This window comes from Nocardioides deserti, assembly GCF_014266025.1.
Taxonomy (GTDB): Bacteria; Actinomycetota; Actinomycetes; order Propionibacteriales; family Nocardioidaceae; genus Nocardioides; species Nocardioides deserti.
On record NZ_JACMYC010000002.1, the window covers coordinates 426212 to 444790 of the forward strand.

The 18579-nt window shown below is 72.4% G+C and carries 16 protein-coding genes and 1 tRNA gene; 8 read left to right on the forward strand and 9 right to left on the reverse strand.

What is annotated here, in order from left to right; translation table 11 throughout:
- Positions 1 to 40 precede the first annotated feature (40 nt).
- Positions 41 to 916: a LysR family transcriptional regulator ArgP gene (locus tag H7344_RS05400; RefSeq protein WP_186344968.1), complete on the forward strand. Its 876-nt coding sequence runs from the start codon at positions 41 to 43 to the stop codon at positions 914 to 916.
- An 82-nt stretch (positions 917 to 998) separates the two neighbouring features.
- On the opposite strand, the gene H7344_RS05405 is transcribed toward H7344_RS05400, so the two are convergent.
- Positions 999 to 2885 carry an acyl-CoA dehydrogenase gene (locus H7344_RS05405; protein WP_186344969.1) on the reverse strand — a complete coding sequence of 629 codons (1887 nt, stop codon included), beginning with the start codon at positions 2883 to 2885 and terminating at the stop codon, positions 999 to 1001.
- Between the two features lie 251 nt (positions 2886 to 3136).
- On the opposite strand from H7344_RS05405, the gene H7344_RS05410 reads away from it, so the two are divergent.
- The 3 genes from H7344_RS05410 to H7344_RS05420 all read left to right on the forward strand — a co-directional run bounded on the left by H7344_RS05410 (position 3137) and on the right by H7344_RS05420 (position 5898).
- Positions 3137 to 4045 (forward strand): sulfite exporter TauE/SafE family protein, encoded by a 909-nt coding sequence (locus tag H7344_RS05410; protein WP_186344970.1) that lies wholly within the window; start codon positions 3137 to 3139, stop codon positions 4043 to 4045.
- 83 nt (positions 4046 to 4128) lie between these two features.
- On the forward strand, positions 4129 to 4587 hold the full coding sequence (locus tag H7344_RS05415; protein WP_186344971.1) for an RrF2 family transcriptional regulator: 459 nt from the start codon (positions 4129 to 4131) through the stop codon (positions 4585 to 4587).
- Positions 4588 to 5448: 861 nt separating this feature from the next.
- A complete protein-coding gene (locus H7344_RS05420; RefSeq protein WP_186344972.1) occupies positions 5449 to 5898 on the forward strand; it encodes a nuclear transport factor 2 family protein in 450 nt (149 codons plus the stop codon).
- Positions 5899 to 5920: 22 nt separating this feature from the next.
- Here H7344_RS05420 and H7344_RS05425 read toward each other — a convergent pair whose 3' ends face one another.
- From H7344_RS05425 to H7344_RS05435, 3 genes are all read right to left on the reverse strand, one after another.
- On the reverse strand, positions 5921 to 6583 hold the full coding sequence (locus H7344_RS05425) for a DUF2461 domain-containing protein (RefSeq protein ID WP_186344973.1): 663 nt from the start codon (positions 6581 to 6583) through the stop codon (positions 5921 to 5923).
- A tRNA-Gly gene (locus H7344_RS05430) sits at positions 6583 to 6658 on the reverse strand. Before H7344_RS05430 ends, H7344_RS05425 begins: the two co-directional genes overlap by 1 nt.
- 37 nt (positions 6659 to 6695) lie before the next feature.
- Entirely contained in the window at positions 6696 to 7493 is a 798-nt protein-coding gene (locus H7344_RS05435; protein ID WP_186344974.1) for an SGNH/GDSL hydrolase family protein, read from the reverse strand.
- Positions 7494 to 7563: 70 nt separating this feature from the next.
- On the opposite strand from H7344_RS05435, the gene dcd reads away from it, so the two are divergent.
- Both dcd and H7344_RS05445 read left to right on the forward strand, forming a co-directional pair.
- Positions 7564 to 8139 (forward strand): dCTP deaminase, encoded by a 576-nt coding sequence (dcd, locus tag H7344_RS05440; RefSeq protein ID WP_186344975.1) that lies wholly within the window; start codon positions 7564 to 7566, stop codon positions 8137 to 8139.
- A gap of 67 nt (positions 8140 to 8206) precedes the next feature.
- Positions 8207 to 9157: a siderophore-interacting protein gene (locus H7344_RS05445; protein ID WP_186344976.1), complete on the forward strand. Its 951-nt coding sequence runs from the start codon at positions 8207 to 8209 to the stop codon at positions 9155 to 9157.
- 24 nt (positions 9158 to 9181) lie between these two features.
- On the opposite strand, the gene H7344_RS05450 is transcribed toward H7344_RS05445, so the two are convergent.
- The 3 genes from H7344_RS05450 to H7344_RS05460 form a co-directional block, all read right to left on the reverse strand.
- Positions 9182 to 9340 carry a hypothetical protein gene (locus tag H7344_RS05450; protein WP_186344977.1) on the reverse strand — a complete coding sequence of 53 codons (159 nt, stop codon included), beginning with the start codon at positions 9338 to 9340 and terminating at the stop codon, positions 9182 to 9184.
- Positions 9341 to 9386: 46 nt separating this feature from the next.
- Positions 9387 to 10226 (reverse strand): DUF4097 family beta strand repeat-containing protein, encoded by an 840-nt coding sequence (locus H7344_RS05455; protein ID WP_186344978.1) that lies wholly within the window; start codon positions 10224 to 10226, stop codon positions 9387 to 9389.
- 81 nt (positions 10227 to 10307) lie between these two features.
- A complete protein-coding gene (locus H7344_RS05460) occupies positions 10308 to 10862 on the reverse strand; it encodes a pilus assembly protein HicB (protein WP_229707033.1) in 555 nt (184 codons plus the stop codon).
- 147 nt (positions 10863 to 11009) lie between these two features.
- Between H7344_RS05460 and H7344_RS05465 the strand changes: the two genes are divergently transcribed.
- Entirely contained in the window at positions 11010 to 12758 is a 1749-nt protein-coding gene (locus H7344_RS05465; RefSeq protein WP_186344979.1) for a sodium:solute symporter family protein, read from the forward strand.
- Positions 12759 to 12784: 26 nt separating this feature from the next.
- The gene (locus H7344_RS20465; protein WP_186344980.1) at positions 12785 to 13060 is read left to right on the forward strand and encodes a hypothetical protein; all 276 of its coding nucleotides are present in this window, start codon (positions 12785 to 12787) and stop codon (positions 13058 to 13060) included.
- On the opposite strand, the gene H7344_RS05475 is transcribed toward H7344_RS20465, so the two are convergent.
- Both H7344_RS05475 and H7344_RS05480 read right to left on the reverse strand, forming a co-directional pair.
- Positions 13057 to 14610: an MFS transporter gene (locus H7344_RS05475; RefSeq protein WP_229707049.1), complete on the reverse strand. Its 1554-nt coding sequence runs from the start codon at positions 14608 to 14610 to the stop codon at positions 13057 to 13059. The genes H7344_RS20465 and H7344_RS05475 overlap by 4 nt on opposite strands.
- A 152-nt stretch (positions 14611 to 14762) precedes the next feature.
- Complete coding sequence (locus tag H7344_RS05480) at positions 14763 to 18452, reverse strand: heterodisulfide reductase-related iron-sulfur binding cluster (protein WP_186344982.1); 3690 nt, start codon at positions 18450 to 18452, stop codon at positions 14763 to 14765.
- Positions 18453 to 18579 lie beyond the last annotated feature (127 nt).

Genomic DNA, 18579 nt, shown 5'->3' on the forward strand with positions numbered 1-18579 from the left:
AGGTTCCTGCAGATACTGAAGTGCTGCTTAAGGTGGACACGTGCACCTGGACCCCGCCTGGCTCGCCGCCCTGACGGCGATCGCCGACCACGGCACGTTCGACGCCGCGGCGCGCCACCTCCACCTCACCCCGAGCGCCGTCAGCCAGCGGATCCGCGCGCTGGAGTCGGAGGTGGGCCAGGTCGTCGTCCGGCGCACGGCGCCGGCCGAGCCCACCGCCGCCGGCGAGGCACTGCTGCGGCTCGCCCGCCAGACCACGCTGCTGCACGAGGAGGCGCTCCGCGAGCTCGGCGGCCACGAGGGCGGCGTCGCCCGGCTGCCGGTCGCGGTCAACGCCGACTCGCTGGCGACCTGGTTCCACGACGTCCTCGGCGCGGTCGCCGACCGCGGGGACGCCGCGCTCCAGCTGCACGTGCTCGACCAGGCGTGGTCGGCCGACCTGCTGCGCGCCGGCACCGTGCTCGCTGCGGTCACCAGTGACCCGGTCGCCGTCCAGGGCTGCTCGGTCGAGCCGCTCGGCACCCTGCGGTACGCCGCGGCGGCGGCGCCGTCGCTGGCCGAGCGGTTCCGCCGGGGTCGTGGCGTCGACTGGTCGGCGCTGCCGGTCGTGGTCTTCGACGACAAGGACGCGCTGCAGCACGAGCTGCTCGGCGGCCGTGGCCTCGGGCTGCCGCCGGTGGTGCACCGGGTGCCGACGTCGGCCGACTTCCTCGAGGCGGTCCGCCTCGGCCTCGGCTGGGGCGCGCTGCCCGAGCCGCAGCTGCTGCCGGACCTGGACGCGGGCCGGCTGGTCCGCCTCGACGCACGCCGGCACCTCGACGTACCCCTCCACTGGCAGCGCTGGCGGCTGCGCTCGGCGCTCCTCGACACGCTCTCCGACGACGTCCGCCGCGCGGCCGGCCGCGTCCTGCGGTAGCGAGCCCGAGCATGCGCGAGAACGACACCGCCCCCGGTCCCACGAGGGGACCGGGGGCGGTGTGCGTGCCGTCAGGCGAGGATCAGAACGCCGACTCGTCGAGGTCCATCAGCGACAGGTCGGTCGCCTCGGCGATCGCCCGCTCGGCGCTGATGCGCGGCAGGTTGGTGGCGGCGAAGAACTGCGCCGCCGCGACCTTGCCCTCGTAGAACGCCTGGTCCTTGCCGCCCGGAAGTCCAGCATCAGTGCCGCCGAGCTTCTCCAGCGCGACCTCGGCCTGGCGCAGCAGCAGCCAGCCGCAGACGACGTCACCGAGCGCCATGAGCAGGCGCGTGGTGTTGAGGCCGACCTTGTAGATGTTGCGCAGCTCGTCCTGGGCCGACATCAGGTCGTTGATGAGGTGGCCGACCATCGCGTTGGCGTCGTCGAGCGCGGTGGCGAGCAGCTGGCGCTCGTTCTTGAGGCGCCCGTTGCCGGCCTCGCTGTCGATGAACTTCTGGATCTCGCCCGCGATGTGGCCCAGGGCGCGGCCCTGGTCCTTGACGATCTTGCGGAAGAAGAAGTCTTGGCCCTGGATCGCCGTGGTGCCCTCGTAGAGGGTGTCGATCTTGGCGTCGCGGACGTACTGCTCGATCGGGTACTCCTGCAAGAAGCCGGAGCCGCCGAAGGTCTGCAGCGACTCGGTGCCGAGCAGCACCCACGAGCGCTCCGAGCCGTAGCCCTTGACGATCGGGAGCAGCAGGTCGTTGACGGCCTCCGCGAGCTTGGTCTCGTCGGTGTCCATCGCGCCGTTGTGCTGAGCGAGCTGGACCTTGTCCTGCCAGCTGGCGGTGTAGAGCACCAGCGAGCGCATCGCCTCGGCGAAGGACTTCTGCACCATCAGCGAGCGGCGCACGTCGGGGTGGTGGGTGATCGTGACGCGCGGCGCGGTCTTGTCCGAGGCCTGGGTGAGGTCGGCGCCCTGGACGCGGGACTTCGCGTAGTCGAGCGCGTTGAGGTAGCCGGTCGACAGGGTCGCGATCGCCTTGGTGCCGACGAGCATGCGGGCGTTCTCGATGACCTGGAACATCTGCGCGATGCCGTCGTGGACCTCGCCGAGCAGCCAGCCGCGGGCCGGCTCGCCGCCACCGACGGAGGTGTCGCCGAAGGTGACCTCGCAGGTGTTGGAGACCTTGATGCCCATCTTGTGCTCGACGTTGGTGACGTAGACGCCGTTGCGCTCGCCGGTCAGCTCGCCGGTCTCCACGTCGAAGTGGTGCTTGGGCACGAGGAAGAGCGACAGGCCCTTGGTGCCGGGGCCACCCGCACCCTCGACGCCCACGGGGCGCGCGAGCGTGAGGTGCATGATGTTCTCGCTCATGTCGTGCTCACCGGACGTGATGAAGCGCTTGACGCCCTCGATGTTCCACGTGCCGTCGTCGTTCGGGGTGGCCTTGGTGCGGCCGGCGCCGACGTCGGAGCCCGCGTCGGGCTCGGTCAGCACCATCGTGGCGCCCCACTGGCGCTCGATCATGTGTGTAGCGATCTTCTTGTCGCGGTCGTTGCCGTTGCGGTGGACGATGTCGGCGAACGACGGGCCGGCCGCGTACATCCACACCGGGGCGTTCGCGCCGAGCACCATCTCGCCGATCGCCCAGACCAGGCTGGAGGGCGCCGGCGTGCCGCCGAGCTCCTCGCCGATCTGCAGGCGCCAGTACTCGGAGTCCATCCAGGCCTGGTAGCTCTTCTGGAACGACTCCGGCACGGGAGCGGTGTGCGTGGCCGGGTCGAAGACCGGCGGGTTGCGGTCGCTGTCCTCGAAGGATGCCGCCAGGTCCTCGCGGGAGAGCCGGTCGACCTCGGCGAGGATCGCGCGGGCCGTCTCGGAGTCCACCTCGGCGAACGGGCCGGTGCCGAGGACCTCGTCGCGGCCCAGTACCTCGAAGAGGTTGAACTCGATGTCGCGGAGGTTGCTCTTGTAGTGGCTCACTGCTCCACCTTCATGTCGTGAATGTGTGTCCGGGCGCCTGCCAGCACACGGCTACTACTGGTCAGTAACTTCAATGGTATGCGGGCGCCCGAGGGCGTGCAAGCGGATGGCCCGAGGGATCCCGGTGGTCCAGCGCTGCGCCCAGCGGACCAGTTAAGTCGACTGAAATACCTAACTAACGTGTTATGGTCCGTTCAGTCCACGTCCGCTCGGTGGTGGTGCCACCACCGAGGAACCGTCAGGGGTCACCCATGCGCAAGCTCATCGTCCTCGGATTCGTCGGCCTCCTCGCCCAGCTCATCGACGGCTCGTTGGGCATGGCGTACGGCGTCACGTCGTCCACGCTGCTCCTCGCCGCGGGGGTGGCCCCGGCCGCGGCCTCGGCCGCCGTCCACTTCTCCGAGATCGGGACCTCGCTGGTCTCCGGCTTCTCCCACCACAAGCTCGGCAACGTCGACTGGCGCACCGTCTCGATCCTGGCCGTGCCGGGCTTCGTCGGCGCCTTCGCCGGCGCGACGTTCCTCTCCAACCTCGACGGCGACTCCGCCAAGCCGTGGGTGGCCGGGATCCTCCTCGGCCTCGGCATCTACGTCATCTGGCGCTTCCTGGTGCTCGGCGGCCGCCGCCCCACCTTCAAGGCGCGCCCCTCGGCCGGGATGCTCGCGCCGATGGGCCTGGTCGGCGGCGCGCTCGACGCCGTCGGCGGCGGCGGGTGGGGCCCGGTCGGCACCACCACGCTGCTCTCCTCCGGCCGGCTCGAGCCGCGCAAGGTCGTCGGGTCGATCGACACCTCGGAGTTCGTGGTCGCCGTCGGCGGCTCGCTCGGCTTCATCCTCGCGCTGGGATCACAGGGCATCGAGTGGGCGTACGCCGGCGCGCTGCTCGCCGGCGGCGTGGTCGCCGCCCCGATCGCCGCCTGGCTGGTCCGCAAGCTCGCGGCCCGTGTCCTGGGCGTCGCCGCCGGCGGCCTGATCGTGCTGACCAACACCAAGACGATCGCCGAGTCCTTCGGCGCCTCGGGCACCACCGTCGCGGTGCTCGCCGCCGTCCTCTTCGTCGCCTGGGTGACCGGCATCGTGTGGGCGGTCAAGCAGGAGCGCCTCGCCCGCGCCCTCGAGGCGGCCCAGGGTCGCGAGCCCGAGCTCGCGCCCGTCGGGTGACGGCCTTGCCCGGGTCGGTGGTCGGCAGGGTGGTCGGGCCGGAGTCGAGTGTCCCGATCGACTTCTCTGCCAGACTGGGCGCCATGCGCGTCTCCGCCAAGTCCGACTACGCCCTGCGTGCGCTGATCGAGATGGCCGGGCGGGCGGACGGCAAGGCGGTGAGCGCCGAGGAGCTCGGTCGGCTGCAGGAGATCCCGCACGGCTTCCTCCAGGCGATCCTCGCCGACCTCCGCCGCGCCGGCGTCGTGATCTCCCAGCGCGGCCAGTCCGGCGGCTGGCGGATGGGACGCCCGGCCGCCGACGTCTCGGTCGCCGACGTCATCCGGGCGGTCGACGGCCCGCTCGTCTCGGTCTACGGCCTGCGCCCCGAGGCCGTGACCTACAACGACTCGGCCGAGGTGCTCCAGCACGTCTGGATCGCCGCCCGCCGCTCCCTGCGCGACGTCTTCGAGCAGACCTCCATCCAGGCGCTCGCCGACGGCAAGCTCCCGAAGGCGGTCACCTCCCGCACCGCCGACGAGGACGCCTGGCAGCCGCACTGACCTTCGTCGCCGGGGGCCTCGGGCGGGGTGCCGGGCAGGAGGTCGGCCGGCTCGCCGTGCACCCGCACGCCGGACGCGGCCAGCGCGCCGACCCAGGAGAGGGCCAGCGCGGTGCGGCGGGCGCGCTCCCCGTCGTCGACCGTCGGGCCGACCGTCGGGTCGACCGACGCGGGCGGCCGGCCCATCGCGCGGGGCGGTGTCGGAGGCAGGGCGACGCCGACCAGGTCGGCGAGCGCCCCTCGGACCGTCTCGCCCGCGCACCGGCAGCCCGGCAGCACCACGACGTGGACCCGCTGCGGGTCGCGGAGCGCCGGGACCCACCGGTCCAGCACGTCGACCAGGTCGGTCGCCGGGTCACCGATGCGGCACTGCCCGTCCGGGGCGGTCACGGTGAGCACCAGGCGCGGCCGCATCCCTGCGAGCTGGTCGAGCAGCAGGTCGACCGCAGGCCGATCGAGCGCCGCGAGCATCCGCTCGGACACGACCACCGCCCGGGTGGACCGGCGCTGGCGGCGTGCCTCGCGGCACACCTCCGCCCAGGCGCCCTCCACGTCGCGGCGCCGGAAGCCCCAGGCGTGGTGGTCCCACGCGAGCTCCACGGCGGCGCGGAAGACGCCCTCGGGCGTCCCCGCGCGGCGTACTCCCCGCACGGCGAGGGTGTCGGCGTGCTCGGTGAGCACGTCCTCGACCAGGTCCGTGCCCAGGCGGGAGGGGCCGAGGTGGAGGAACACGTCGCGGCGGGCCATGCCGTCACGGTCGCCCACCGCCTCGACGCGCCGCCGTCGTCGTGGTGAACGGACGGCGACGGCTCGGTCACGCGGAGGACTAGAACGTGTTCTCGTTCCGCGCTACGTTGCGCGGGTGATCACCTCCGACGCCATCGTCTGGAACGCGCCGAACGACCCGCACCCGGCCCGCGCGGCCTCGCAGCGGTCCTACTCCGCTGTGGCCAAGGGCGACCTGGCCGAGTGGCTGACGGTGTACGCCGAGGACGCGGTGCTCGAGGACCCGGTCGGGCCGTCGATGTTCGACCCCGAGGGCCGCGGGCACCACGGCCACGCCGGCATCTCGGCCTTCTGGGAGAAGGCGATCGCGCCGATCGACCGCTTCGAGTTCACCATCGAGCAGTCGATGGCCAACGGCAACACCTGCGCCAACGTCGGCCGGATCCGGACGTCGTTCGCCGACGGCAGCCACACCACCACCGAGCTGGTGATGGTCTACGTCGTGCACGAGGACGGGCGCGTCGCCTCGATGAAGGCCTACTGGGAGCCCGAGCGCACGATGGCGAGCTTCACCCCCGCCTCCTGACTTCCCGCGGGTCGGACGGTGGTCAGACGGTGGTGTGGCGGGCGACCCACTCCACGAGCGGCCGCAGCGCGCGCCAGTCCTCGCGGACCACGTCGAGCAGCTCGGGGGTGTGGATCACCGGCTCGAAGCCGATGGCGTGCCCGAGGCTCAATGACCGGTGCCGCAGCAGGTCGATGCGCGGGTGGTCCGCGTCGTACCCACGCGGCGAGGTCTTCAGGCGGTCGCCGCCGCGCTCCCACCCGGCCGCCTCCAGGTCGGCGACGATCGCCTCGAGCTCGCCGCCGAGCTGGTCGTGGTCGACGGCACCGCGGTACGCCGCCAGCCGGCCCGCGCTCGCCTCGTAGAACCCGCCCCCGGTCCGCACCCCGCGCGGCGACACCTCGACGTACCAGCCGGTCGACTCCGCGGCCCGCACGAACGCGCCCTGGTGGGTCTTGAAGGGCGTCTTGTCCTTCGCGAACCGGACGTCGCGGTGCGGCCGGAACACCTTCGCCGCCCCGAACTCCGGCTCCAGTGCCGCGCACAGCGCCTCCACCGGCGCGCGGACCTGCGTGAGGTAGGTGTCCTTGTGCTTCTCCCAGAACGACCGGGTGTTGTCGACCTCGAGGTCGTCGTAGAAGTCCAGCGCGGCGACCGGGATGCCCGTGAACGGGCCCTGTGCCGGTGACGTGGAGGACGGGGACATGGAGCGGATGACGAGACTCGAACTCGCGACATCGACCTTGGGAAGGTCGCGCTCTACCAACTGAGCTACATCCGCATGCCGGGTGCGACCCGACGGCGTGGAGTCTAGGGGATCACTCGCCGCCAGGTGAGACGACCCGGCCGATCGTGGGGAACTTCGGCTCGACGGTGTCGCCGGAGGAGCGGCCGGTGAGCCGCCGCTGCACCCAGGGGGCGAGGTAGCCGCGGGCCCAGGCCGCGTCGGCGCGCACCCGCTCGCGGCGGCTGAGCGTCGGCAGGTCCGGCAGGGGGAGCGGCTCGAGGTCGTGCTCCACGCCGAGCGCGTCCAGCACCATCATGGCGGTGACCTGGTGGCCGACCGGGCCGAGGTGCATCCGGTCGACGTCCCACAGCCGTGGGTCGCTGGCGGGCACGTCGTACGGCAGCCGCTGCGCGACCCGCCACGAGTCGGCGATGGTGGCGCCGTGGCGGTCGGCGATGGAGCGGACGTGCTCGTTGTAGAGCGCGAACCGGCCGCGGATCGGGGCGTAGATGCCGCCGCTGCCGGGGTCGAAGGCGGTGAAGAGCACGATCCGGGCGCCGGACGCGGCGAGCTTGCCGACCGCGACGTCGTACTCCTCCGCGAGCGCGTCGAGGTCGACCTTCGGGCGCACGATGTCGTTGGCGCCGGCGTACAGCGTGATGAGGTCGGGCTCGAGGGCGAGCGCGGGCTCGACCTGCTCGCGCACGATCGCGGCGAGCTTGCGGCCCCGGATGGCGAGGTTGGCGTAGCCGAAGTCGGGCTCCCGGGCCGCGAGCACCTCGGCGACCCGGTCGGCCCAGCCGCGCAGGCCGTTGGGACGGGTGGGGTCGGGGTCGCCCACCCCCTCGGTGAAGGAGTCGCCGAGGGCGACGTACCGCGTGAACGCCATGGGCACCATTGTCCGCCCGGACCGTCCCGAGGAGCGGGCGGGGGCCCGCGCCGGCCGGTAGGTTGACGCCGTGCTGCTCTCTGACCGCGACATCGTCGCCGAGCTCGACGCAGGACGGGTCGCGCTCGACCCCTGGGACCCCGCGATGCTGCAGCCGTCGTCCGTCGACGTGCGGCTCGACCGCTACTTCCGGGTCTTCGAGAACCATCGCTACCCGCACATCGACCCCGCGGCCGACCAGTCGGACCTGACCCGGATGGTGGAGCCCGACGGCGACGAGCCGTTCATCCTGCACCCGGGCGAGTTCGTGCTCGGGTCGACCTACGAGGTCGTCAGCCTCCCGGACGACATCGCTGCCCGCGTCGAGGGCAAGTCCAGCCTCGGCCGGCTCGGGCTGCTCACCCACGCGACCGCCGGGTTCGTCGACCCCGGGTTCTCCGGCCACGTGACGCTGGAGCTCGCGAACGTCGCGACGCTGCCGATCAAGCTCTACCCGGGCATGAAGATCGGGCAGTTCTGCTTCTTCCGGCTGACGTCGCCCTCGGAGCACCCGTACGGCTCGGAGAAGTACGGCTCGCGCTACCAGGGCCAGCGCGGGCCGACCCCCTCGCGGTCCTTCCAGTCGTTCCACCGCACGCCGATCTGACCCGCCGGGCGGGCCCGGTCGCGTGTAAGGTGAGCCTAAGTAAGGCCACCCTCACGATCGGACCTCGATGACCGCGCTCAGCTCGCCCGCCCTCCCGCTCCTGCTGGAGGAGGTCGAGGTCGTCTCCGTGCAGCGGCTCTCGCCGAGCTTCGTGCGGGTCGAGCTCGGGTCGCCCGCGCTGGCGGAGTTCGGCGTCGACCAGCCGCTCTACGACCAGCGGATCAAGCTGATCTTCCCGCCGGCCGGCGGTGCGCTGGAGTCCTTCGCCGGAGCCGACGAGGGCTGGATGCAGGCGTGGTACGCCCGTCCGGCCGAGGAGCGCGGCCACATGCGTACCTACACGATCCGCGACGTGCGCGGCGAGGGCGCCGACACCCGGATCGTCGTCGACATGGTGCTCCACGACGCCGACGGCCACGCTGGTCCGGGCGGGTCCTGGGCCGCGCGGGCGAGCGTCGGCGACCGGATCGCGCTGATGTGCCCGCGGCGCGGGATGCCCTTCGGTGGCATCGAGTTCGTCCCCGGCGCGGCCACCCGCGTGGTGCTCGTCGCCGACGAGACCGCGGTGCCCGCGGCGTGCGCGACGCTCGCGCTGCTGCCGAACGACGTGCAGGGTGCGGCGTTCCTCGAGGTGCCGCTCTCGGCCGACGTGCAGACCGTCCAGCACCCCGTGGGCGTCACGGTCACCTGGCTCCCGCGCGACGGCGCCGAGCTCGGCTCCCTGCTGGCCCCAGCGGTGCTCGAGCACCTCGGCGCCCCGGCGGTCGTCGCGGAGGTCGCCGACGACGAGGTCGACCCGGACCTCTGGGAGACCCCGATGTACTCCTCCTCCGGCGAGATCGAGGCGCCGCTGGAGCCCGCGCCCGAGACGGGCACCGACGGTGTCTACGCCTGGATCGCCGGGGAGTCCAAGGTGGTCACCTCGCTGCGGCGCGCGCTGGTCAACGAGCTCGGCATGGACCGCCGCCAGGTGTCGTTCATGGGCTACTGGCGCCGCGGCGTCGCGATGAGGTCCTGACGCTGCTTGCTGCTGCTGCCGGCCTCAGTCGTCGAGCCGGTCGGCGAACCGGCGCAGGCTCGTCGCCAGCTGGTGGCGGCGCGAGGACCGCGACCGCGACCGCGGCTCGGTGACGCGGGCGAGGCGCTCGGTGGTCCGGTGCCGGACCTCGGCCTCGAGGAGGTAGTGGTGGTCGCCGTTCACGGGATGGCTCCTGCTCTGTCCTGGGGTGCTCGTGCTCGTGGTGGGGTCAGGCCGGGGCGAGCAGCACGTCGCCGCTGACCGTGCGGGCGCGGACCTCGACGTGGTCCTGGCCCGGTTCGGGCGCGCCGGTGCTCGGCACCTCCGAGCGCACCGACCCGGCGACGGAGGTGATGTCGGTCCACACCGGCGTACCGTCGCGGACGCCGATCCGGACGTCGCCCGACGCGCCCTTCGCGGTCACCCGGCCGCGCAGCGCCGAGCCGATCCGCAGGTCGCCGCTGCCGGTGGCCAGCGAGACGTCGGTGCGGGCCTCGGTGACGACGAGGTCGCCCGAGCCGGTCTTCACCGCGACCGGCCCGTCGTTGCTGTCGACCACGACGGTCCCCGAGCCGGTCGAGACGGCCAGGGCCGCGGCTGCGTGCCCGACGCGGACCTCGCCGGACCCGCTCTTCACCCGCAGCTCGCCGCCGGCCTCGCCGACCACGACGGTGCCCGAGCCCGTCTCGACGGTCGCCGGGCCGCCCAGCTCCTCGACGCGTACGTCGCCGGAGCCGGTGCGCAGCTGGGTGCGGCCGACCCGCCCGGTGAGCGTGACGTCCGCGCTGCCGGTGCGCACGACGACGCGGCTGTCGGTGGGGGCCTCGACCTCGACGACCAGCGAGCGGTCGCCGGTGAGGAAGCCGGCCCGCCGGCGGGGGCCGATGAGCGAGACCTGCTCGGCCCCGAGCTCGAGGTGGACGGCGTCGGCGTCGTGGCCGGTGACCCGCACCGACGTCTCGTCGGTCGTGGTCGTGGTGACGCGCACCGCGCCGTCGGTGACCTCCACGTAGAGGTCGATCGGGCCGGGCGCGGGGTGGCGGTGCTCGGTGGTGCGTGGTGCGTTCACGGGTGCTCCTCGAGGGTGTGGTCGGCCGCGGGACCGGCCGGTCGCCGGTCCCGAGGTCGCGGAGTGGAAGGGGTGGGGCGGCTACAGCCAGCCGTTGAGCCGTCGGTTGCCGCGTCGGCCGAGCGGGTCGCCCCCGCCGAGGAAGGGGATGCTCGAGAGGTCGATGTCGACGCTGATCGCGCCCTCGCGGGTGGCGCCGCGGACGACGTTCACCAGCCAGGTGTTGAGCGACTGGCCCGACCGGCCGGCCAGCTCCTCGGCGCGGGCCTTGACCGACTCCGGCAGCCGCAGGGTGATCCGGGCGACCGCGTCGTCCTCCGGCTCGGCCTCGGGAGCGGGCGGCGCCGGGGGCGCCGCAGGTGCGGGCGCGACCGGCGGAGCCGGCGCCGCGTCGACCACGAAGTCGAGCTCGCGCCCGCTCAGCCGCACGTCGACGCCGCCGGCGGGCATCTCGGCCGTGATCTCGGCGGCCGCCTGCGAGACGGCCTCCATCATCGCCAGCCGCGCCGCCGGGTCGAGGGCGAACGTCAGCCGCTCCGCGACCTGGCGCGCCTCCGGCCCGGCGGCCTCGGCGGCCGCGAGGAGGTCGCGGCGCAACGACTCGACGTACGGCGTGATGTCCATGTGCATCACCATGACACCACGATGACGTCACGTCAAGGGGTGAGTGGTGTCAGGTGGCGCCGTTTGCCGTCGGACGCTTCCGGGCAACTGCTCAGACGGCCGCGCTCACGCACCACGAGCCACGGCCGTCCCTCGCACCGCCGTCACGAAAGGCCGTCCATGGCCAGCTGGGCACCGACCGTCCTCGCCAGCGACACGTTGATCGACGCCAAGGCCGTCGACTACCTCATCGTCGGGCTGTACTTCGCCGTCGTCCTCGGCATCGGCCTGATGGCCCGCCGCCAGGTCTCCGACTCCGTCGACTTCTTCCTGTCCGGCCGCTCGCTGCCCGCCTGGGTCACCGGGCTGGCGTTCATCGCGGCCAACCTCGGTGCCGTCGAGATCATGGGCATGTCCGCCTCCGGCGCGGAGTTCGGCCTGCCGACGGTCCACTACTTCTGGGTGGGCGCGATCCCGGCGATGCTGTTCCTCGGCGTCGTGATGATGCCGTTCTACTACGGCTCGAAGGTCCGGTCGGTCCCCGAGTTCATGTACCGCCGGTTCGGCACCGGCGCGCACCTGGTCAACTCGATCTCGTTCGCGGTCGCCCAGCTGCTCATCGCCGGCATCAACCTCTACCTGCTCGGCACGATCATCCAGGCGCTGCTCGGCTGGCCGCTGCTCGTCGCGCTGCTCGTCGCCGCGGTGGTCGTGCTGTCCTACATCACCCTCGGCGGCCTGAGTGCCGCGATCTACAACGAGGTGCTGCAGTTCTTCGTCATCGTCGCGGCGCTGCTGCCGCTGACGCTCATCGGCCTCGACCGGGTCGGCGGCTGGGGCGGGCTGACCGACAGGATCACCGAGGCCGCCGCGGACAACCCCGAGACCGCGCCCGCCGCCCAGCAGCTCAACTCCTGGCCCGGCAACGCGCTCTCGGGCTTCGACTCCGACCTGCTCTCGGTCGTCGGGATCGTCTTCGGTCTCGGCTTCGTGCTGTCCTTCGGCTACTGGACGACGAACTTCGTCGAGGTCCAGCGCGCGATGGCGACCGACTCGATCTCGTCGGCGCGCAAGACGCCGATCATCGGCGCCTTCCCGAAGATGTTCGTCCCCTTCATCACGATCCTGCCCGGCATGATCGCCGCGGTCCTCGTCTCGGAGATCGCGGACACCAAGGCCGGGGAGGAGGTCACGGGCGGCGCCGGCGGCACGGTCACCTACAACGACTCGTTGCTCTACCTCATGCGCGACCTGCTGCCCAACGGCCTGCTCGGCGTCGCGATCGCCGGTCTGCTCGCGGCCTTCATGGCCGGCATGGCGGCCAACATCTCCGCGTTCAACACCGTCTTCAGCTACGACCTCTGGCAGCGGTACGCCGTCAAGGACCGCGACGACGCCTACTACCTGCGGATCGGGCGGCTCGCGACGGTCGGCGCGACCGTCATCGCGGTCGGCACGGCGTACCTCGCGACGAACTTCTCGAACATCATGGACTACCTCCAGACGCTGTTCGGGTTCTTCAACGCCCCGCTGTTCGCGACGTTCATCCTCGGCATGTTCTGGAAGCGGATGACCGCCACCGCCGGCTGGGTCGGCCTGGTGTCCGGCACGCTGTCCGCCGTCGCCGTCGCGTTCCTCAGCGAGGACGCCTTCGGCTCGTTGAGCCTCGGCGTCATCCCGGTGGGAGGCCAGGGCGCGGCGTTCCTCGCGGCCGGTGCGGCGTTCGTCGTCGACATCGTGCTCAGCGTCGTCGTGTCGCTCGTGACCAAGCCCAAGCCGGTCGAGGAGCTCAAGGGCCTCGTCTACTCCGAGACCCCCCGCGAGGACCTCGTCGACGCCGACGAGGCGTCGTACCCGTGGTACCGCCGCACCCTGCCGCTGGCCGGCGTCGCGCTCGCGATGGTCGTCGTCCTCAACGTGCTGTTCTGACCCCCGCCCTCACCCGAGGAGATCCCGTGCCCACTGCTCCCGTCCGAGCCCCGCAGCGACGTCACCGCGCCGGTGCGCTCGACATCCGCAACATCATCGGCGGCCTGCTCGCCACCTACGGCGTGATCCTCACGCTGATGGGGCTCCTCGGCGACCCCGAGACCGACAAGACCGGCGGGGTGAACGCCAACCTGTGGGCCGGGCTCGCCATGCTCGTCGTCGGGCTGGTCTTCGTCGCGTGGGCGGCGCTGCGGCCGACGTACGTCCCCGACGGCGGGGCGGAGGACCCGGCCGACGGCTAGTGCTGCTGCTGGGTGATGTCGAGCCCGCGCGGCGCGATGAGCCACACGACGACCGCGACGGCGACCATCACCAGCCCGGCGACCAGCGAGGTGTCGACCAGCGCGTCGGTGAACGCCGCGGCCGCCTGCGCGGCGAGTGCCGGTGCCTCGGCCGCCGTCGCGACGTCGACGGCCGCGCCGAGGGAGTCCTCCGCCGCGCGAGCGGCTGCGGCGGGCAGGCCGTCGGCGACGAGCGGACCGGTCGCGAGGTGGTCGCGGTAGACGACGGAGGCGACGCTGCCGAGGACCGCGACGCCGAGCACGCTGCCGAGGTCGTACGCCGTCTCCTCGATCGCCGCCGCGCTGCCCGCCCGCTCGGCCGGCGTCCCGGCCATGATCATCGCCGAGCCGATCGCCAGCGAGCCGGCGCCGGCACCCACGAGCGCCATCGCGACCGCGACCGTCGGGTAGCCGAGATCGCCCGGCACGACCGGCAGCAGCAGCGCACCGATCCCGGCCACGCCGAGGCCGGACGCCAGCACGGTCCGGGCGCCTACCAGCGACGCGAGCGGTGAGGCCAGCAAGGAGGCGACGAGCCCGCCGCCGGCCAGCGGCAGCAGCCGCACCCCGGCCGCCAGCGGCGAGTGTCCCTCGACCAGCTGCAGCCACTGGGCGAGCAGCAGCAGGATCGCCGCCATCGCGAACATCGCCATCAACGCCGCGACGACCCCGGCGGTGAATGGGCGCCGCCGGAACAGCCGCACGTCGAGCAGCGGCTCGTCGCGCACCAGGCACCGGCGGACGAAGGTGGCCAGCATCGTCAGTGCCGCGGCCAGCACCACCCAGCCGAGCGCGTCCGCGAACGTCTCCTCCTCGGCGAACCGCTTCACCGCCCAGACCAGGCCGACCATCCCGGCGATCGACAGGCCGACGGACGGCAGGTCCCACGGGGCGGGGCTCGCGGCGCGGGCCTCGGGCAGGATCAACGCGCCGGCCACCACCGCGGCCAGCATCAGGGGCACGTTGACGAGGAACGCCGCGTGCCAGCTGAAGTGCTCGAGCAACAACCCGCCCGCGATCGGTCCGATCGCCGCGCCCAGCGCCGAGACGGCCGCCCAGACCCCGAGCGCGGTCGCCCGCTCGGCGGGGTCGGTGAAGACCGAGCGCAGCAGGGACAGCGTCGTCGGCATGATCATCGCGCCGCCGGCACCGAGGAGCGAGCGGGTCGCGACCACCTGCCAGGGCGAGTCGGTGAGCACGACCAGCGCCGAGGCCGCGCCGAACACGACGAACCCGAGCAGCAGCAGCCGCTTGCGGCCCCAGCGGTCCGCGAGCGCGCTCATCGGGATCAGCAGGCCGGCCAGCACGAGCGAGTAGCTGTCGACGATCCACAGCTGCTCCGTCGCCGACGGGCGGAGGTCGGCGGCGAGGTCGGGCAGGGCCACGTTGAGGATCGTGAGGTCCATCGTGACCACGAGCAGGCTGGCCGACAGGACGGCGAGCGAGGCCCAGCGGCGTGCGGGGCTGACGTCGACGGTCGGCCCTACGGGCGCGTGCTCACGCGTGCTGATCGCTGTCCCTCCCCCAGGTTCCTCGGCCGGACTCGTCGGCGCGCTGAACCTACCGCCCGGACCGCCCCCGGAACGACGACGGGGTCGTGTGCCTCCGGACGCGGTACGCCGCGTCCTCGGGCACACGACCCCGTCGGTCGTGCGGTGCCGGGTCAGAGGTCGAAGAGCGACCCGCCCTCGGAGATCTCGACGTCGGTCCGCGGCTGGTTCGCCGCGCCGCTCGAGGTCGGCTTCGGCTTCTCCTCCTCGGCCGGCTCGTCAGCAGCCTCGGCCTCGGCGTCGGCCTGCTCGGTCGCAGGGGCCTCGTCCTCGGTGCGGGACTCCTCCTCGACCTCGACCTCGGCCTCCACGTCGGCGGGTGCCTCCTCGGCGGCCTCGGGCTCCGGCGTCGACTCGTCGCTCGCGATCGCCGTGGCGGCCGCGCTGACCGCCTCGCCGCTCGGGGCGTCCGCCGGGGCGGCCGCTGGCTCGGCCGGTGCCTCGGTGGCTGCCTGCGGCTCGGCCTTCGTCTCGGTCTTCGCCGGCTCCGGGCGCTTCTCCGGCTGGGCCACGGCCGCGGGGGCGGCGATGTCGAAGAGCGACCCGCCTTCGGGGATCGAGGTCGACGGCGCCACCGCCGCCGGTGACTCCGCTGCCGAGGCGGCGGTCTCGGTCTCGACGACCTCCTCGGCCTCGGTGTCGGCCGACTCCGGGGCGTGCGCGGACTCGACGACCTCGTCCTCCTGGGCCTCCGACTGGGTCTCGGGCTGGGCGGCCTTCGGCTCCGGGGCCGCAGGAGCCTCGATGTCGAACAGCGAGCCACCGGACGACAGGTCGGTCTCGTTCATCTCCTGCGCCGGTGCAGCCTTGGCCTCGGGCTCGGCGGCCTTCGGGTCGGCGGCCTTCGGCTCCTCGGCCTTCGGCTCGGCCTCGGCCTTCGGCTTGGCCTCGGCCTTCGCCGGTGTCGGCTCGTCCGCGGCGATGTCGAACAGCGAACCGCCGGTGCCGAGGTCGGTCTCGTTCATCTCCGGCGCAGGAGCGGCACTGCTCGGCGCCTTCGTCTCCGCCTTCGCCTCGGCCTTCGGCTCAGCCTTGGACTCGGTCGCGGCCTTCGGCTCGGCCTGCGCCGGCTCCTCGCCGCCGAGGTCGAAGAGCGAGCCGCCGGAACCGAGGTCGGCCTCCTGCGCGGCCGGCTTCGCCTCGGCCTGCTGCGCGGGCTCCGCCTTCTGCTCGGGCTCGTCGCTCCCCAGGTCGAACAGCGACCCGCCGGCCTTCGCCTCGGGCTCGGCCTTCGTCTCAGGCGTCGTCTCCGCCTCGTCGTCGCCGCCGAGGTCGAACAGCGAGGAGCCGCCGCCGGAGCCGCCGGACCCCGAGCCCGCCTTCGAGGCCGCCTCCGCCTCCTGGGCGGGGGAGGACTCGGTGGAGGCGGACGTGGCCTGGTCGCCGGCTGCCGCGTCGGGGGCGTCGGTGTCGAAGAGCGACGACCCGCCCGATGCCTTGGCCAGCGGGCCGGCGTCGGCGGTGTCGGTCACGACGTCGTCGGAGGCCTGGGTGTCGTCACCCTGCTCCGGCTCGGCCTTGACGTCCTCGGACGGCGCGGCCTTCGCGGACGGCGTACCGCCGCCGGGCTTGATCTTCGTGGCGACCTCGCCCTTGACCGAGGCGAGCAGCATCTGCGCGACGTCGAGGACCTCGACCTCCTCGCGGGCCTCGCCCTTGGACTGCTGGGCGGTGAGGCCGTCGGAGAGCATCACGCGGCAGAACGGGCAGCCGACTGCGATCTGGTCGGCGCCGGTGCCGACGGCCTCCTTGGTGCGGTTGACATTGATCCGCTCGCCGGTGTTCTCCTCCATCCACATGCGCGCGCCACCGGCGCCGCAGCAGAAGGACTTCTCGGAGTTGCGCTCCATCTCGACGTACTCCGCGCCCGGCAGGACCTGGAGCAGCTCGCGCGGCGGCGAGTAGACGCCGTTGTGGCGACCGATGTAGCAGGGGTCGTGGTAGGTGATCGAGCGCTTGTGGGCGCCCTCGCCGGTGTTGACCGGCGTCAGCTTGCCCTCGCGGACCAGGCGGTTCAGCAGCTGGGTGTGGTGGACCACCTCCAGCTCGATGCCGAACTCCTTGTACTCGTTCTTGAGCGTGTTGAAGCAGTGGGCGCAGGTCGTGACGGCCTTCTTGACCTTGTACTCCTGGAACGTCTCCACGTTCTGCTGGGCCAGGCCCTGGAAGACGAACTCGTTGCCGGCGCGGCGGGCGGGGTCGCCCGAGCAGGTCTCGCCGTTCCCCAGGACGCCGAAGGAGACGCCGGCCATGTCGAGCAGCTCGGCGACGGCGCGGGTGGTCTTCTTCTGGCGGTCCTCGTAGGCGCCGGCGCAGCCGACCCAGAACAGCCAGTCGACCTCCTCGAGGGACTCGATGTCCTCGCCGACGACCTTGACGTCGAAGTCGAGGCCCTTGGCCCAGTCCATGCGCGCGTTCGGCGACATGTTCCAGGGGTTGCCCTTGTTCTCCAGGCCCTTGAAGAGGCCGTTGAGCTCGGCGGGGAAGTTCGACTCGACGAGCACCTGGTAGCGGCGCATGTCGATGATGTGGTCGACGTGCTCGATGTCGACTGGGCACTGCTGGACGCACGCGCCGCAGCTGGTGCAGTTCCACAGCACCTCGGAGTCGATGACCGCGGCGCCGCTGTCGGGCATGTAGAACCAGTCGTCACCGGTGTCGCCGACCAGCGGGCGCTCGGCCTCGCGGGCGATGACCTCGTCCTTCTCGAGCAGCGCGGTCGCGGCCTCGCTGCCCTCGCCGCCGGCGTGGACGTACGGCGCCTTCTGGTAGGTGTGGTCGCGCAGTGCAGTGATCAGCAGCTTGGGCGACAGCGGCTTCTCGGTGTTCCACGCCGGGCACTGCGACTGGCAGCGGCCGCACTCGGTGCACGTGGTGAAGTCGAGGATGTTCTTCCAGCTGAAGTCCTCGATGGTGCCGACGCCGAGCGCCGCGTCCTCGTCGAGGTCGTCGATGTCCTCGAGGCTGACCCGCTCGCCGTTGTTGGTGAGCGGCTTGACGGCGCCGAGCGCGGTGCGGCCGGTGGGCTCGCGCTTGAACCAGATGTTCGGCCAGGCGGTGAAGCGGTGCCAGGCGACTCCCATCGTGAGGTTGTTGGCGATGACCATCAGCCACGCCATCGCGAGCAGGATCTTGATCATCGCGATGACGACGATGATCGTCTCCAGCGTGCTCTCCGAGCCGGCGCCGGAGGGGAAGATCGCGTCGCCGACGATCGAGCTCAGCGGGAAGTGGAAGCTGTCGAAGTCCTCGGGGTGGTCGCTGTCGATCTGGCCGAGGTTGTACTCCGCGCCGCGGATGAAGAGGATCGCCGAGCCCTCGAGGAGCGCCATCGCCTCGACGAAGTAGGCCTGCCAGAAGTTCGAGCCGTAGAAGCGGCTCTGGCGGCCCTTGCGGCGCGGGTGGTTCACCTGGCGGTAGATGATCAGCGCCACGATGCCGACGGTGCTCAGCAGGCCGAGGCCCTCGCTGACCCACTCGTAGAGGAAGAAGTGGCCGATGATCGGCAGCGCGAAGTCGGGGTTGAACAGCTGGAAGTAGCCGGTCGCGACCGCGCCGCTGAGCACGATGAACCCGGCGTACACGAACCAGTGCATCGCGCCGACGAACGTCCACTGGAGCATCCGGGTGTGGCCCAGGCTCTCCTTGACCATGGTCCAGGTGCGGCGCCAGGGCTGCTCGGACCGGTTCATCGCCGGGCCACCGACCCGCAGCGTGCGGACCATGTTCCGGACGGCGATCGCGGTCATCGTCACCGCCACGACGGTGGCGGCGAGTGACACGACGATGGCGAAGATCTGCATGCTGCTCCTCGTAGTGGTGCCCGCCCGCTGGCGCGGACGCGTCCGCGAGCCTAGGTGCCCGACCCGAGGACGTCACCGCCCCGGAGCCGTGACCTGCATCCTACCTGCGGGTAACTTGCCCGCCCGG

Excerpts from the sequence above, each read along its gene's own strand:
- H7344_RS05410 (WP_186344970.1), top strand. The coding sequence starts at position 3,137 with ATGCGCAAGCTCATCGTCCTCGGATTCGTCGGCCTCCTCGCCCAGCTC.
- H7344_RS05415 (WP_186344971.1), top strand. The coding sequence starts at position 4,129 with ATGCGCGTCTCCGCCAAGTCCGACTACGCCCTGCGTGCGCTGATCGAG.
- H7344_RS05425 (WP_186344973.1), bottom strand. The coding sequence starts at position 6,583 with ATGTCCCCGTCCTCCACGTCACCGGCACAGGGCCCGTTCACGGGCATC.
- H7344_RS05435 (WP_186344974.1), bottom strand. The coding sequence starts at position 7,493 with ATGGCGTTCACGCGGTACGTCGCCCTCGGCGACTCCTTCACCGAGGGG.
- H7344_RS05445 (WP_186344976.1), top strand. The coding sequence starts at position 8,207 with ATGACCGCGCTCAGCTCGCCCGCCCTCCCGCTCCTGCTGGAGGAGGTC.
- H7344_RS05460 (WP_229707033.1), bottom strand. The coding sequence starts at position 10,862 with ATGGTGATGCACATGGACATCACGCCGTACGTCGAGTCGTTGCGCCGC.
- H7344_RS05465 (WP_186344979.1), top strand. The coding sequence starts at position 11,010 with ATGGCCAGCTGGGCACCGACCGTCCTCGCCAGCGACACGTTGATCGAC.
- H7344_RS05480 (WP_186344982.1), bottom strand. The coding sequence starts at position 18,452 with ATGCAGATCTTCGCCATCGTCGTGTCACTCGCCGCCACCGTCGTGGCG.